Source organism: Ideonella oryzae (assembly GCF_024055665.1).
Lineage (GTDB): Bacteria > Pseudomonadota > Gammaproteobacteria > Burkholderiales > Burkholderiaceae_C > Ideonella > Ideonella oryzae.
Map to the genome: position 1 here is coordinate 328,405 of NZ_JAMXMC010000001.1, position 15,595 is coordinate 343,999.

General features: G+C 71.9%; 11 protein-coding genes. 2 read left to right on the forward strand and 9 right to left on the reverse strand.

Annotation, left to right across the window (positions count from 1 at the left end; translation table 11 throughout):
- The first annotated feature begins 18 nt into the window (after positions 1 to 18).
- A complete protein-coding gene (locus tag M0L44_RS01615; RefSeq protein ID WP_252767861.1) occupies positions 19 to 795 on the forward strand; it encodes a DeoR/GlpR family DNA-binding transcription regulator in 777 nt (258 codons plus the stop codon).
- A gap of 18 nt (positions 796 to 813) precedes the next feature.
- Here M0L44_RS01615 and M0L44_RS01620 read toward each other — a convergent pair whose 3' ends face one another.
- The 6 genes from M0L44_RS01620 to M0L44_RS01645 all read right to left on the reverse strand — a co-directional run bounded on the left by M0L44_RS01620 (position 814) and on the right by M0L44_RS01645 (position 5,716).
- Positions 814 to 1,314 (reverse strand): DUF411 domain-containing protein, encoded by a 501-nt coding sequence (locus tag M0L44_RS01620; RefSeq protein WP_252767862.1) that lies wholly within the window; start codon positions 1,312 to 1,314, stop codon positions 814 to 816.
- A gap of 25 nt (positions 1,315 to 1,339) precedes the next feature.
- Positions 1,340 to 2,713, reverse strand: coding sequence for a multicopper oxidase family protein (locus tag M0L44_RS01625; RefSeq protein WP_252767863.1), 1,374 nt, complete (start codon positions 2,711 to 2,713; stop codon positions 1,340 to 1,342).
- A 9-nt stretch (positions 2,714 to 2,722) separates the two neighbouring features.
- Positions 2,723 to 4,153 (reverse strand): TolC family protein, encoded by a 1,431-nt coding sequence (locus M0L44_RS01630; protein WP_252767864.1) that lies wholly within the window; start codon positions 4,151 to 4,153, stop codon positions 2,723 to 2,725.
- A 150-nt stretch (positions 4,154 to 4,303) separates the two neighbouring features.
- Positions 4,304 to 4,678: a hypothetical protein gene (locus M0L44_RS01635; protein ID WP_252767865.1), complete on the reverse strand. Its 375-nt coding sequence runs from the start codon at positions 4,676 to 4,678 to the stop codon at positions 4,304 to 4,306.
- A gap of 55 nt (positions 4,679 to 4,733) precedes the next feature.
- On the reverse strand, positions 4,734 to 5,339 hold the full coding sequence (locus tag M0L44_RS01640) for an Lcl C-terminal domain-containing protein (RefSeq protein WP_252767866.1): 606 nt from the start codon (positions 5,337 to 5,339) through the stop codon (positions 4,734 to 4,736).
- Positions 5,336 to 5,716 (reverse strand): YggL 50S ribosome-binding family protein, encoded by a 381-nt coding sequence (locus tag M0L44_RS01645; protein ID WP_252767867.1) that lies wholly within the window; start codon positions 5,714 to 5,716, stop codon positions 5,336 to 5,338. Before M0L44_RS01645 ends, M0L44_RS01640 begins: the two co-directional genes overlap by 4 nt.
- A gap of 147 nt (positions 5,717 to 5,863) precedes the next feature.
- Here M0L44_RS01645 and M0L44_RS01650 point away from each other — a divergent pair, with 147 nt between their 5' ends.
- On the forward strand, positions 5,864 to 6,997 hold the full coding sequence (locus M0L44_RS01650; RefSeq protein WP_252767868.1) for a metallophosphoesterase: 1,134 nt from the start codon (positions 5,864 to 5,866) through the stop codon (positions 6,995 to 6,997).
- Here the strand turns inward: M0L44_RS01650 and M0L44_RS01655 are convergent.
- The 3 genes from M0L44_RS01655 to M0L44_RS01665 form a co-directional block, all read right to left on the reverse strand.
- Complete coding sequence (locus tag M0L44_RS01655; protein ID WP_252767869.1) at positions 6,975 to 10,412, reverse strand: patatin-like protein; 3,438 nt, start codon at positions 10,410 to 10,412, stop codon at positions 6,975 to 6,977. The genes M0L44_RS01650 and M0L44_RS01655 overlap by 23 nt on opposite strands.
- Positions 10,413 to 10,560: 148 nt before the next feature.
- Positions 10,561 to 14,463 (reverse strand): PAS domain S-box protein, encoded by a 3,903-nt coding sequence (locus M0L44_RS01660; RefSeq protein WP_252767870.1) that lies wholly within the window; start codon positions 14,461 to 14,463, stop codon positions 10,561 to 10,563.
- A gap of 44 nt (positions 14,464 to 14,507) precedes the next feature.
- Positions 14,508 to 15,581, reverse strand: coding sequence for a response regulator (locus M0L44_RS01665; protein ID WP_252767871.1), 1,074 nt, complete (start codon positions 15,579 to 15,581; stop codon positions 14,508 to 14,510).
- Positions 15,582 to 15,595 lie beyond the last annotated feature (14 nt).

Below are 15,595 nucleotides of genomic sequence, written 5' to 3' on the forward strand. Positions count from 1 at the left end.
TGCGGCATCATCGCGCCCATGCTGCAAGAGGAACGCCACCAGCGCATCCGCGCCCTGCTCGCCAGCGCCGAGCTGGTGACCACGGAACGGATCGCCCAGGACCTGGGTGTCTCGCGGGAGACCGTGCGACGCGATGTCGTGGCCCTGGAGGCGCTGGGCGCGCTGCGCCGCGTGCATGGCGGCGTGCAGCGCGCCAGCGCCCTGCCCGAGCCGCCGCTGCAGCAGCGGGCCCGCGCCCACCTGCTGGAGAAGCGGGCCATCGTGCGGGCTGCGGCCCGGCTGCTGCAGCCCGGTCAGACGGTGTTCATCGACGCCGGCAGCACGGTCTCGCTGCTGGCCGATGAGCTGGCCTCGCTGCGCGGGCTGACCGTGATCACCAACTCGCTGGACGTGGCGCAAAAGCTGGTGGCCGATGACACGGCCGCCCAGTGCCGCCACACGGTGCGGCTGCTGGGCGGCCAGCCCCGGCCCAGCACCGGTGCCACCTACGGGGACGCGACCGTGGCCGCCATCCTGGACCAGCGCGCCGACTGGGCCATGCTCTCGCCGGTGGGCATCAGCGTGGAACTGGGCGCCAGCAGCTACGAGTTGCACGAGGCCGAGGTTGCCCGCGCCATGTCCCGGCAGGCCAACCACACGGTGATCCTGGCGGACCACAGCAAACTCGGCCAGAGCAGCCGGGTGAGCTTCTGCCCGCTGGAGCGCATCGAGCGGCTGATCACCGACGCCCGCGCCGCCAAGACCGCTGGCCATGCGGCCCTCAGCCGCGCGGGCTGCCCCATCGTGCTGGCCTGATCCACCGGCCGGCACCGTTCAGCCGCCCGTCTTCGGCACGGGGTAGGACGCCCACACCGTCTCGCGGCCCTGGGCATCCACCAGGAAGACCTCGTAGGGGTCCTGGCGGCCCGGCACGTCCATGCCGGGTGAACTCGGCGGCATGCTGGGCACGGCTAGGCCGACGGCGCGCGGCCGGCTGGCCAGCAGGCGCTTGACCTCGGCCGCCGGCACATGGCCTTCCACCACATAGCCGTCCACCAGCGCGGTGTGGCAGCTGGCAAAGCGGTCGGGCAGGCCGTGCTGGCGCCGGATGGCGCCGGGGAAGTCCACCGCGTGCAGCGTGACCGGGAAGCCGGCCGCGCGCATGTGGTCGGCCCAGGCGCCGCAGCAGCCACAGGAGGGGTTCTTGTAGACCTCCACGCGGGGCAGCGGCGCTGCAGCCCGCGCGGGGCGGGCCATGCCCACCAGGGTGACGAGGCCGGCGGCCAGCCACTGGCGGCGGCCCAGGGCCGCGGTGAGGACGGTCTTGGTCTTCATGGTCATTCTCCGGTTCGGGCTGCGTTCAGTGCGCCATGGGCATGTCGGCCCCGGGCTTGTGCACATGCATCGTGTGGTCATCGGCCGGTGGGGCCGGGGCGCGGGTGGGTTCGGGCAGCTCGGCGGTGTACTCGCTGGCCAGGGTACCGGCCGGGTGGCGGTACCAGCCGGGGTCACGGTGGTCGCCCGGTTTCAGGTCGTCGCGCACCTTCACCACGCTGAACATGCCGCCCATGCCCACCGGGCCGAAGGGCCCCTGGCCGGTCATCATCGGCAGGGTGTTGTCCGGCAGGGGCATCTCCATCTGCGCCATCTCGTGCATGCCGTGTTCGCCCATGGCCATGTAGTCGGGCACCAGGGCGGCCACCTTCTTCGCCAGTTCCTTCTGCGCCACGCCGATCATCGTGGGCACGCTGTGGCCCATCGCGTTCATCGTGTGGTGGCTCTTGTGGCAGTGGATGGCCCAGTCGCCGGCGACGGCATCGAACTCGATGGCACGCATCTGGCCCACCGCCACATCGGTCGTCACCTCGGGCCAGCGGGCACTGGCGGGCACCCAGCCACCGTCGGTGCCGGTCACCTCGAAGTGCGGGCCGTGCATGTGGATGGGGTGGTTGGTCATCGTCAGGTTGCCCACCCGGATGCGCACCCGCTCGCCGCTGCGGGCCACGAAGGGATCGATGCCGGGGAAGGCCCGGCTGTTCCAGGTCCACAGGTTGAAGTCCAGCATGGTGTTCACGCGGGGCGTGGCGCTGCCGGGCTCGATGTCGTAGGCGTTCAGGATGAAGCCGTAGTCGCGGTCCACCCGGTGCTGGCGCGGGTTCTTCGGGTGCACGATGAACAGGCCCATCATGCCCATCGCCATCTGCAGCATCTCGTCCGCATGCGGGTGGTACATGAAGGTGCCGGCGCGCTGCAGCGTGAACTCGTACATCCAGGTCTTGCCCACCGCGATGGGCGGCTGGGTCAGGCCGGCCACGCCGTCCATGCCCGAGGGCACGAGGATGCCGTGCCAGTGCACGGTGGTCGGCTCGGGCAGCTTGTTGGTCACGAAGATGCGGATGCGGTCGCCTTCCACCGCCTCGATCGTCGGGCCGGGGCTCTGGCCGTTGTAGCCCCACAGCTGGGCGGTCATGCCTGGGGCGATCTCGCGCACCACCGGCTCGGCCACCAGGTGGAATTCCTTCACCCCGTCCTTCATGCGCCAGGGCAAGGACCAGCCGTTGAGCGTGACCAGGGGCTGGAAGGGCCGGCCGTTGGGCGGCGGGGGCGGCACCTGGGTTTCGGGCGAGGTCTGGGTGGCGGCCTCGGGCAGCAGCGCGGCGCCGGCGCGGCTGACGGCGGCCGCGCCCAGCAGGGTGGCACCCGCCGTGCGGAAGAAGTCTCTGCGTGCGGTCATGGCAGGCTTTCAGTGGCCCGCGGCCGCGGTGGCCGGGGCGTCGGACAGGAGGGAGGCGGCCAGGTCGGCGGCATCGGCCGCACGGGTGGGCACGCCGGCCAGGGCAGCCTGCAGGCGGGCATCGGCCTGCCAGAAGGCGCGCTGTGCCGCCAGGGCGGCACTGGCGGCCGCGGTGCGGCTGCGGGCGTCGTCCAGCAGCTCGCTCGTGCCGATCAGCATGCCGTTGTAGCGCAGCAGCATCTCGTCGGCGATCTTCTGGCGCAGCGGCAGCAGCTCGCGGCTGTGGACCTGGGCCGCGTCATAGGCACTGCGGTAGGCCGCATAGGCCTCGCGCACCTCGGATCGGGCCTCCAGCGCCACCTGGGCGGTGCGGTGCAGGGCCTGGCGGTAGCGGGCCTCGGCATCGGCGCGGCGGGTGCTGCCGAAGTCGAACAGCGGGAGCTCCAGCGTCAGCTCGGCCCCGCGCTGGGTGGGCTCGCCGCGGGCGTGCTTGTCCTGCACCCCGGCCTCCAGCACGTTGACCCAGCTTGTCGCGCGGCTCAGGCCCAGGTCCTGGGCGGTGGCCTCGGCGGCGAGGCGGGCCATCTGCACGTCCAGGCGCTGGTCGATCGCGGCCTGCTCGGCCTCGCTCAGGCTGCGCGGCTGGTTCGGCAGCGCGGGCAGGTGCTCCGGCAGGCTCAGGCGGGGGGCGTCGGCGTCCAGCCCCAGGGCGCGCACCAGGCGCTCGCGGGCAGCCAGGGCCGCCTGTCGGGCCTGGGCCCCCTGCAGCCGGGTTTCGGTCTGGAAGGCCTGTTCGCGCAGCTGGGTCAGCGCCGGCACATTGCCGGCCCGGGCCATGGCCTGGACCAGCTCGGCGGCGGTGTCGGCCACGGCCTGCAGGCGGTCCTGCAGCGCCAGTTGCTGCTGCACCGCCACCGCATCCACCCAGGCCTGGCGGGCCGCCAGCCCCTGGCCGACCGCGGCCACGGCGGCCTGCCACTGCGCGCTGCGCCACTGGCGCTCAGCCACGCCATCGCGCACCGGCCAGGCCAGCCAGCCCAGCAGGTCCACGGTCAGGGCGCGGTCGACTTCCAACGCGCCGCCGCCGGCCAGGCGGCCCAGCGACAGCACCGGGTTGGGCAGGCGCCCGGCGCGCACCCGCTCGGCCTCGGCCTGGGCCAACTCGTCGAAACGGGCTTGCAGGCCCGGCTGCTGGATCAGCGCCAACTCGACAGCCTGGTCGGCCCCCAGGGGCTGGGCCAGCAGGGCCTGGACGCGGGCCTGCACGGCCTCGGGCACGGTGTCCGTGCCATGGGCCTGCGGCGTCTGGCCGGTGCGGGCCTGGGTCAGGGCCGCGACCTCGTCCATGCCGCCATTGCCGGAAAAGGTGGCGCAGCCGGCCAGCACGGCCAGGCTCAGCGCCGACAGGGACAGGCGCAGCCCGCGGCGGCGCCTGGACACCGGCGGGCGCCATGCCCTTCCGGTGGGTTCAATCGGAAACATCGCAAACCCTTCTGTTCGTCGGCCGCGCCCGGCGGGGCGGCCCTGGGACAGGCACCCAAGCGGGCGCCACAGAACGAAACCCCAGGCCTGGGCCAGGGCTTCGGGGGGTCAGCAGCGCCTGGGGGGGCGCTCGTCGGGCGCGCCCTGGAAGGCGGGCGCGGGCACCGTCAGCCGCGGATAGCGCACCGAGGCGATGGGCTGCGATCGCGGCACGCCCTCGACCCCGCGCGGCAGCACAGCCAGGCAGCAGGCCCCCGCGCTGGCGTGGCAGAGCGGGTTCGCGGCGTGGTCGGCGCCCGCGCTGTCGGGCATGGCGTGGGCCACCGCCCCATCCACCCCATCCGCCTGCAGGGCATGCAGGACGCAGGGGGCTTCCTGCGCGGGGGCCTCTGTCGGCAGGGGCGCCCAGGCCCAGCTGGCCCGCAGCGGCAGCAGCAGCAGGGCCAGCACCAGCACCAGAAGAACGCGCGCGGAAAAGGTCACGATGTGCGGACTTTAAACCTTGCCGCAGTGGCAAGGTCAAGCCCCGGCAGGGCCCTCAGGGCATCGGGCGGACCAGACGCACCCAGTGGGTGGCGCGCTTGGGCTCCTCGCGCGGCTCGGCGGTGGACAGCGGGTCCACCGTCCAGGCATGGAGGAAACGCAGCTGCACCGCGTTGTCCTGGGTGCGGCCCTGCTCGATATTGCCGTAGTTGTAGGGGTTCACCTGGCTTTCGCCCACCACCCTGCTGTCGGTCCAGTACAGGCCGCGCGGCGCCTGGGGAAACAGCAGTGGCTGCAGTTGGGGTTCCTTGGACAGGCGGTTGGACAGACGGCGCAGATCGGCCACATGCGGCAGGCGCCAGGCCGGCCCCTGCGTCTGGCCCTTTTGCAACGCAGCAGCCTGGCGCATGGCAACTTCCTGGGCCAGGGGTGTGGCCTGACCGCTGCATTGGCGCCCGTTCCACTGCATGCCCTGCACACAGCGCGCCCAGACCAGGCCGGTGCGCTGGTCCAGCACACCGGCCCCCTCATCCACCAGCGCAAAGCCGGCGGCGCGCATCTCCTCCGCAGGACCGGCCTGGGCGGCCGGTGTGCCGATCAGCCAGCCCAGCGCCAGAAGACCCACCCGCCAGCCTGAAAGGCCGACGCTGCTCTCCCTCATCGATGGGTCTCCCGGGCCGGCGCATACCAGGCATCCTCCAGCGGGCCGACCACCGCGCGTTCCACGCCGGGACGGGCCTGCAGCCAGTCGCGCACCGCGGCGCGGTCGGCCTCGGTGGCTGAGCCGCTGCCAAAGCGCATCACGAAACCCTCCTCGTGCCCGCAAAAGGCCAGGGCGCGGGGCACGATCAGCTCGGTGAGGAAGGCGTCCCAGAACTCGTCGCAGGCCTTGGAACTCAACGCCGGGCTCAAGCGGATGCTGACCGGGAAGCCAACCTCCTGGAACTCGCCGATGCGCAGCTTCTTCTCCAGCCGCCGGCTGCGTTGGCGAACGGGAGGCGGCAGGGGCTTGTCGGTGCTCTTGGGGCGCTGAACCATGGTGATGGCGGCTGGAAGAGGTTTCGCAACGATTGTGCCTGCTCACCGCCCGGGCCGGCGCTTCAAAGGCGCTTCAATTCAGGGCCGGACCGCGGGCGAAGCCGCACTGCCCTTGATTTCGGACAATCCATCCCCATCTGCCATGGAATGATTCGCCTGACTTTGCCGACCCTGTCGGCCTTGCTGCATGCCTACATGGGCTGGCGGCTGCTGCCCGCCCTGCCCGGTTCCCTCGCCGTGAGCACGGCGGTCCTGCTGGTGCTCTCGGCCTGGCTGGTGCCCCAGGGGCTGGGGCGACGCGGCCACGGCAGCGCCCACCGGGGCCTGACCATCGCCGGCCTGGTGGCCATGGGCTGGATGTCCTCGCTGCTGGTGTTGACCCTGCTGCGCGACCTGCTGCTGGGCCTGGCCCACGCCGGCCACGCCCTGGGGTGGTGGGCGTTGAACCTGCCCAAGCTGGCCACCGATTCCGCCGGCACGGTGCTGACCGGCGCCCTGGCACTGACGCTGTGGGGCGCCTGGCAGGCCCGCCGCCGCCCGCCGGTGGTGGCGGTGGACGTGCCGATCGTCGGTCTGCCCGCCGGCCTGCAGGGTTTCACCATCGCCCAGATCAGCGACATCCACGTCGGCCCCACCATCCGCCGCCCGCAGCTGCAGGCCATGGTGGACGCGGTCAACGCGCTGCAGGCCGACGCGGTGGCCATCACCGGCGATCTGGTCGACGGCTCGGTGGCCCAGCTGGCCGAGCATGTGGCCCCGCTGGCCGAACTGAAGGCCCGCCACGGCGCCTTCTTCGTCACTGGCAACCACGAGTACTACAGCGGCGGCAGCGACTGGGTGGCCGAAGTGGAACGCCTGGGGGTGCGGGTGCTGATGAACGAGCACGTGACCTTGCTGCACCAGGGCACCCCGCTGGTGCTGGCCGGCGTGGCCGATTACAGCGCCCACCAGTTCGAGCCCAGCCACCGCAGCGACCCGCAGGCCGCGCTGGCGGGCGCCCCGGCCGACGCTGGCGCCAAGGTGCTGCTGGCCCACCAGCCGCGCAGCGCCGCGGCTGCCGCGGCGGCCGGCTTCGACCTGCAGCTCTCCGGCCACACCCACGGCGGCCAGTTCTGGCCCTGGGGCTGGTTCGTGCCGCTGCAGCAGCCCTTCGTGGCGGGCCTGCACCGGGTGCAGCAGATGTGGATCTACGTCAGCCGCGGCACCGGCTACTGGGGCCCGCCCAAGCGGGTCGGCGCCCCGTCCGAGATCACTCTGCTCAGACTGGTGGCGGCGGCCTGACCGAATCGTCCTGAAGGTCCTGCGGGTCCGCCTCCTCGGGCGGATCGCAGGCCGGGCCCAGGCCATCGGCCACCGCCGGCACCGTGCACAGCAGCGTGACGGGCCCCAGCTGCCACAGCGACCAGCCGCCCACCACCGCCAGGCCGGCCAGCAGCAGGGCGGCGATGGCGGCCGTCAGTTTCAGGCGGCCACTGCGCCGCACCATCAGATCCCCGGTCAGCATGGTGGCCAGGTGGGCCACGGCCGTGAGCGCCAGGGCCGCCAAGGCGAAGTCGCGCGTGCCCGTCGCGGCCAGCAGCCAGGCACCCAGCAGCACCAGCACTTCCACCGCGTAGAGCAGCAGCAGGCCGTGTCGCACCACGGCCGCCGGCAAGCTGCCCGGCAGTGACACGGCCAGCAGGCCCTGCAGCGCCAAGCCGCCCCGGGTCAGCCAGATCGCCCGGCTGGCCTGCGCCCGCTGGCGCTGCTCCAGGTCCTGCAGCAGGCGGCCGGTGACAGTGACCGCCCGCGCCGCGTTGTCCAGCATGCGCGGGGTGTCGAGCTGGCGGTTCACCTCGTACTGCCCGGCCACATAGGCCAGCAGGCCGCCATCGCCCAGCACGGCCTTCAGGGCCTGGGCGGTGCGCTGGCCGCGCGCCGCGTCGTCCGGTCCCAGCTGCTGCCAGAGCGCGCCGAAGGCCTGCTGCAGCGTGGGCTGGCCCTGGGCCAGCAGGGCCTGGGCAAAGCGCTGCACCAACTCGTCATAGCCCTCAGGCGCCATTTCCTCGCGCAGGATGGCGCGCTGGGCCTGGGCCAGCAGCGCCTCGCGCAGCCGGGTGTCGTTGTCGCCCGGCAGCAAGGCCGCCAGCAGACGCTCGGCGCCGTCCAACCGGCCCCACATGATGTCGTTGCGGCGCCAGCGCGCATCCAGGAAGCCGCCGAAGTGGAACAGGCTGTCGCCGGCCAGCTTGCGCCGCCCGCTGCCCGGCGCCACCAGGCTGGGCGCGTCCTCCGGGCTGACGCGCAACACCTCGACGGTTGAGGGCTCGCCGGTGCCGGTGTCGTAGTAGAGCGGGAAGGAAGCCTGGTCGTACTCATCGAAGCGCAGGTAGTACTCGGCCAGCAGCGCGCGCAGGGCCTGGCCCACCGGGCTGTTCAGCGCGCCGTCGTCACCGGTGTTGGCCACCGGCTCCAGCGCCACCCGCACACGCTGGCGGTCGCCCTCCTTCCGGGCCACCAGCCGGGGCTGACCCAGCAGCTCGCGCACCAGCAGGGCGCTGGCCCGGCGTTCCTCGGAGCGCCGGGTGTAGCGCCGGAACTGCGTGCCCAGGGCCTGCAGGTCGGTCTCGAGCAGGGCCTGCAGCCGGGTGCGCCGGCCTGCGCCCGCCAGCTGGAACAGCGCCTGGGCCCGGGCGAACACGTTTTCCTGCAGGGTGAGCTGAGGGTCCAGCGGCGGCATCCCGGCCCGGGCGATGGACACGGGCTGCCCGGCGTCGTCCGGCAGGCTGTCCAAAGGCGGGTCCAGGGTCTCGCCCATCAGCAGCTTGAGCACCCGCTGGAGCTGGCGCCGCTCGTCTTCACTGCCCATGTCGGGGCGCTGCCCCGGCGCCGGCCAGTTGGCCTCGCGCAGTTCGCCCAGGGCGTTGGCCAGGCCCTGGCGCAGCTGGGTGAGGGCGGCCTCCAGGGCCGGGCTGCCAGCCAGCGCCGCGGGGTCGCCATGGCGCTGCAGACGCTGGCGCAGGGCCTCGTCGGCATCGCCCAAGCGCAGCGCGGGGTCGCGCAGCGCATGCATCAGGCGACCGAGCTGGTGCGTCTTGCGCAGCAGAAAGCCCACCCGCCGCAGGCGGTAGCCCAGGTCATAGGTTTCCAGGAAAGCATTGACCGAGACGCTGCGCTCGGCCGTGGTCTCCTCCCGGTGCTCGAAGTAGTGCGCCTCGCGCCAGGCCCGTACCAGGGCCCGCATCGCGTACTGCAGGTCCGCATGGCGGTCCACGCCCCAGCGCATGGCCAGGCGGTCGGCCAGGTCGTCGCTGACCGTGACCAGGCGCAGCCGCCGGTAGGGCAGGAAGGCCGCACCGTAGTAGGTGATCATGTCGCCCAGATCCAGGGCCGACCAGTCGGGCACCTGGCCGTTCTGGTCCAGCAGCACGCGGGCGAAGGGCTCTTCCTTCAGCGTCTCGACGTCCAGCTCCACCCGGCGGACGATGCGCTCGACCCGCTCGATGCGTCGGTTGCGCTTGAGCACTGCCTCCAGATCCTCGCGGATGGTCTCGTACTGCGGGATGCGGGTCAGGGCGTCGACCGCGTTCTCCAGCGCATCGGGCTTGGCGTCGAAGACCTGGCGTTCGCGCTCGGGGTGGTCCGGCGTGGGCTCGACGTAGATCAGCTTGCGCTCCATCGGCAGGGCCGAGAGCCGCCAGGACAGGGCGTCCACCACATAGCTGAAGGGCTTGTTGTCCAGGTAGCCGCCGTCGCCGAAGGCCCGGCGCTGCCACTGGCCACTGGCCAGGTCGTCGGCCGACAGTCCTTTGAGGTAGCCACGCCAGGCCCCGGCCTCCACCCCGCCCCCGCCGGGCCGCAGCCGGGCCAGACGCAGCGCGTCGTCCACCGACATCGGCTCGAAGGCGAAGGGGAAGGACGAGGTGCAGCGTGCCGCGAAGGCCAGGAAGGGGGTCAACTCGGCGCGGAAGTCGCTGTAGAGCGTGCGCCCGCCCGCGCCGTGGTACTGCAGCTGCATCACCTGCTTGTGGCGCTTTTCGTAGACCACCTTGTCGGCCAGGCGCAGCGGCACCACCGCGCCGCGGATGTCGGTGGTGGTGACGAAGAGGTCCAGCTCGTCAGACAGGGCCGATTCATCCTGCCCCACCGGCGGCACGGCCGGGGCCATGTCCTCCATGGCCTGCAGCAGCTTGAGGTACATGCGGTCGCTGTTGAGCAGCGACTGCGGTGCCCCCTCGCGCCGGGCGAACTCGATGCCCTCGTAGGAAGCCTTGTCGTTGATCAGGCGGGCGATGTCGCCTTCCTGCACCCACAGGGTCTTGAGCGGCGCGAAGGCCTGGCCCTGGGCCAGGGCCTTGGCCAGGAAGATGCCATTGATGCCGCCGGCCGAGGTGCCCGAGATGACGTCGACCACGAAACGCACCCGGGTGTCGCTGTCCGGCGGATCACCGGCGGCAAAGGGGTCGGGCCCCTGCCCCTCCAGGTGGGCCAGGTAGGCCGCGCGCAGCGCCGGGTCGCGCAGCAGCCAGGACAGGCGCCGGTAGACCGCCCGGGTGCTGCCCTCGGGCGCGGGCACGTCGCCGCGCTTGGGCGTGGCGCAGGCCAGCTCGTAGAGCTCATTGGCCACGCCATTGATGTAGATGGCCAGGGCCACGCCGCCGTACATGACGACGCCGAAGCGCACCTCGCTCGCATAGTCCGGTCGGGTGTCTGCCATGGCTGCTCCCCCTGTGTGTGGCTTGTGGTGTCTGGCGCCGCATCATGCAGCAGCCCGGCCGGACGTGCGAGCGCGCAGCTCAATCCTGCAGGGGATGGCAACCGAGCCCCGTGCGTGTGTGACCCGTGCGCCCCGTGCAGCCGCGGGTTCAGCGGGGCTCGGGCAGCACGCCGGCCAGAGCGGCCAGCAACTCCTGGGAATCGAAGGGCTTGCGCAGGAAGCAGCGCACCCCCAGGGTGCGGGCGCTCTCGGCATCGATGTGCTCGCTGTAGCCGGTGCACAGCACCACCGGCAGGCCGGGCAGCAGGGCCAGCGCCGCCTGGGCCAGCTTGGCACCGGACAGGCCCGGCATGGTCTGGTCGGTGATCAGCGCCACCGGATGGGCGTCCGGACGGGGCTTGACGGCCCGGAGCGCATCGATCGCCGGCTGGGGGTCGCCAAAGGCCTGGACCTCGAAGCCGTTTTCGCGCAGCAGCTCGGTGAGGAAGACCAGCACGGCCGGGTCGTCGTCCACGACCCAGACCGCACCGCCGGCCGGCAGGGACAGGGGCACCGGCGGAACGGGTGCCGGCGCCGCCACGGCTTCGCCAGCGGCCGGCAGCAGCATGCGCATCAGCGTGCCGCCTTCCGCGGGTGCAATCGCCTGCACATGCCCGCCGGCCCGGTGCACCAGCCCGGTCACCGAGGCCAGGCCCAGGCCGGTGCCCTTGCCCACGGCCTTGGTGGTGAAGAAGGGGTCGAAGATGCGGGGCAGCAGTTCCGGCGGAATGCCCGGCCCGTTGTCCCGCACCTCCAGCACGACGCAGTCGCCTGGCAGCGGCTGGTGGCAGTGGGAGCAGTGGGCCGGCGGGGACGGCGCGCGACGGTCATGGCGGAGCACCACCTCGATCCGCCCGCCCGGGCCCACCGCGTCGCGGGCGTTGAGCACCAGGTTCATCACGATCTGGTGCAGGTCCACGGCCGAGATGCGGGCCGGCGGCACCGGCTCAGGACAGCGGCAGTCCAGGCTGACACCCTCGGGCAGCGACGCCCGCAGCAGGTCGCAGACCTCACCAACGATCGGCTGCAGGGCATGCGGCGGGCTGACCGTGGGCTCGCCGGTGCGGACATAGGCCAGCATCTTGGCCACCAGATCGCGGCCTCGCTCGCTGGTGCGAACAATCTCCCGAAGGTACTGCGCCAGCTTGCTGTCCGGGTCCTCGATGTGGCGCTCCAGTCCCAGGCTGGCCAGCCCCAGGATGCCACCGAGCATGTTGTTGAAGTCGTGCGCGATGCCACCGGTGAGCTGCCCCAGCGCCTCGAGCTTCTGCGACTGCATCTGCTGCTGCTGCATGGCCTGGCGCTCGGCCTCGGTGCGGCGCTGCGCCGTCAGGTCTTCGGCGATGGACCAGAGGTAGGGCTGGCCATCCAGCTCGATGCGCACCCCGTTCATCCGCACCGGCACGCGGCTGCCGTCGGCACACAGATATTCCTTCTCGTACGGACCATAGCGGCCGGTGTGGGCCACCGCCTCAAGCTGCTCGGCCTCCGCCTGCACGTACTCCGGCGGCGTGAGTTCCCAGTAGGTCATGCCGCGCAGCGTGGCGGCATCGAAACCCAGCAGACTGCGGTAGGCCTCGTTGAACTCCACCAGACGCCCTTCCATCGTGCACATCGCGATGCCCAGGGGCGACAGCTCGAACAGGCTGCGCAGCTTGTCCTCGCTCTCCCGCAGGGATTGCTCGGCCCGGTGGCGCTCGCTCAGATCCTGGTGGGTACCGATCAGACGCAGGGCCTGCCCGGACTCGTCGCGCACCAGCTGGCCGCGGCAGAGCACCGGCACCCAGTGGCCGGCCTTGTGGCGCAGGCGCAGTTCCACCTCGAAGCGGTCGCCCGCCCGCCCCGCCAGCAGGTCGGACACCGCGGCATGGGCGCTCAGGGCGTCCTCGGGGTGCAGGAGCCGACGCACCCAGTCGAGCTGGCTGGGCAATTCAGGGTCGGCATAGCCCAGCATCTCCTTCCAGCGCGGCGACAGGAAGAGCGACTGCTCCAGAAAGTCGTAATCCCACAGGCCATCGTTGGTGCCGCGCAGGGCCAGGGCCAGGCGCTCCTCGCTCTCGCGCAGCGCGCGCTCGGCTGCCTTGCGCGAGCTGAGGTCCCGGGCAAAGATGAAGAGCTGACCGCCATCGACAGCCCAGTGGGCCACCGAGATCTCCACCGGCCAGACCACGCCCTGCTTGCTGCGGTGGCGGGTTTCGAACTGCATGTTGCCGTGCTGGACCACGTGGCGGATGCGGCCGGCCACACCGGTGGCATCCAGCTCGGCCTGCAGGTCGACGATCTTCATCCGCTTGAGCTCGTCGCGGCTGTAGCCGGAGAGCCGGACGTAGGCATCGTTGACCTCCACCAGACGACCCTCGAGGTCACACAGGAGCACCCCGTCCATCGCGGTGTCCATCAGGGCGCGGTAGCGCTGCTCCCGCTCGGCCAGCGCGCGCTGGGCCTGGCGCTGCTCGCGGATGTCGCGCATGAAGCCGATGTACACCTTGCCGTCGGGCAGGCAGGCCTCACCCACGGTGAGGTGCAGCTCCAGCGGCCGGCCATCGCGGTGCAGGCCCTCCACGTCCCGGCCCCGCCCGATGATGCGGGGGTCCCCGGTCTGGGCGTAGCGCTCGAGGTGCCCGTCGTGGAGCCCCGCCATCTCGGCCGGCATCAGCATGCGGATGTTCTGCCCGACCATGGCCTCGCGCGCGTGCCCGAACATCAGCTGGGCGGCCTCGTTGACCAGCAGCATCGTCCCCGCCCGGTCGATGACGATGACCGCATCCGGCGCCGAGGCCAGCAGCGCGCGCAGCCGCTCCTCCCCGGCGGCCAGTGCGCGGGCCTGGGCCTCGCGCTCCGTGATGTCCTCCCCGGTCATCACGTAGGCATTGAGATGGCCCAGGGCATTGCGGATGGGGGTGAGGCGGCGGTCGTCCAGGTAGGCGCTGCCGTCCTTGCGCCGCATGCTGACATGGCCCTGCCAGGACCGGCCGCTGGCCATCGCGGCCTGCTGCTCCGGCCACCGGCTGTCGTCATCCCGGCACAGGCTGGCGAGGCTGCGGCCCCGCAGTTCGCCCAGCTCGTAGCCGGTGACCTGGCTGAAGGCCGGATTGACCCAGTGGATGGTGCCCAACTCGGAGCAGATCAGGGTCGGGTTGCCGCTGGCCGTCAGCGCATCGGCCAGGCCACCCGCCCGGGCCAGCGGCAGGCGCAAGGACAGCAGATAGGCCGTGCGGACCAGATAGGCATAGGCCAGGATCTTGGCCACATGCCCCAGGGCATTGAGCATGTCCGAGGGGCTGGCGTAGCTGGCGAAGCAGAGCTCGGCCACCGCGCAGAACATGGCCGACACGGCCAGGGTGACGGCCGGCGTGCCCACCCGGCCGGCCACCCGCTGCAGGCGGGCCGCGGCCAGCAGGTTGATGCCCACCAGCACCAGTTCGAAGGCCACCTTGAAGGAGGTGAGCCCGGCGCCTGGCAGGTAGGTGCGGGGCAGGTCGTCGGGGCGCAGGAGGATGAGCACGCTGACGCCGAGCGTCGCTGCCAGGGTCAGGGTCAGCCAGAGGTAGCGGCGGCCGGGAGACTCCATGCGCTGCAGCGGAGCCCAGGCCGCCACCAGCACGCCCAGGGCCAGGGCCGAGCGACCAGCCAGCCAGAAGGCGATGGCCTTCTCGGGGCTGGACGGCGTCACCAGGGCCGGCATGCCCGCATAGGACAGCATGTGCAGCATGTCCAGCCCGGAGGCCGCCGCCACCGCGCAGGCCAGCGCCACCGTCGACGTCCGCACCGCCGTGGCGGGCGTCAGCCACAGCAGGCCGAAGCACACCAGGCCCATCGTCATCGCGATCAGCTCGACCGCGGTGTGGAAACCCAGATAGCTGGACAGCGGAAAGCTCAGCGCCGCGCGCCAAGGTGAATATTCCAGGGCCAGCAGCACCAGGATGGGCAGCATCCAGGGCAAGGCGCGGCGCCATTCCGGCCCGGGGTCACCCAGATGGAGGCGCAGGGAAGAGGTGGGCTCGTGAGGCACAGCGGACCGCGAGGGGCAGGAGAAGGTGAAGGCGGCGGCCGGCGTCAGTCCGCGCTGGACAGGCTGGCATAGAGCTGGATGCCCAGGTCGTCCGTCGGCTGGGCGGGTGGCTGGGCCCAGGTCGGCTCCCGGTCGATCCAGTCAAAGAACGCGCGGATCAGGGCCGGATCCCGCCAGCCACGGGCCGTTTCTTCCTCCAGGATGGTCCGGGCCTGGGCCTCGCTGAGCGCCGGCTTGTAGGGCCGCTCGAAGGTCAGGGCGTCGTGGATGTCCACGATCTGGAACACGCGTGCCAGCAGCGGGATGGCCTCGCCGGCCAGGTGGTCCGGGTAACCGCTGCCGTCCCAGCGCTCATGGTGGTGGCGGATGATCGGCGCGGTCAGTCGCATGCTGCGCAGGTTGGAGACCAGGTGGTAGCCGATGGTGGTGTGCTGCCGCATCACGGTCCACTCCTCGTCGCTCAGGGCCCCGGGCTTGAGCAGGATGTGGTCGGGAATGCCCAGCTTGCCGATGTCGTGCAGCACGCCCCCCCGCCGCAGCGCCTGCAGCTCGGGGGTGGACAGGCCGATGGCCCGGCCGAAGCCCACGGCCTTGTGGGCCAGGCGGCTGCAGTGGTCCCCAGTGTTCTCGTCCTTGGCCTCCACCATGCGCGCCAGGGCGAACAGGGTCGATTCGGTGCTGTCGAGCTGGTCCATCGCCCGCTTGCGCTGGGCCGCCACCCGCACCCGGGCCAGCAGCTCGACCGGGTTGTAGGGCTTGCCCAGGAAGTCGTCGGCGCCGGCCGACAGCCCGGCCTGCAGATCGCTGGAAGCCGTGCTGCCGGTGACCATCAGGATGGGCAGCATGGCCAGGCCGGGTTGCCGGCGCACCCGGCGACAGAACTCGTCGCCATCGATGCCCGGCATCCGCCGGTCGGTGAGGATCACGTCGTAGTCGCCCCGCCCCAGGCAGGCCAGCCCCTCCAGCCCGTCGGCGGCGATCTCCACCTCGAAGCCCGGCCCCGCAAGAATCTCCTGCACCAGGGTCCATTGCAGCGGTTCGTCGTCCACCAGCAGCACCCGAAACGGTGGCTCGCCACCCAGCTGGGGAGAAGAGGAAGAGGATGTGGAGAGATCCATCGCCATGTCCTGAT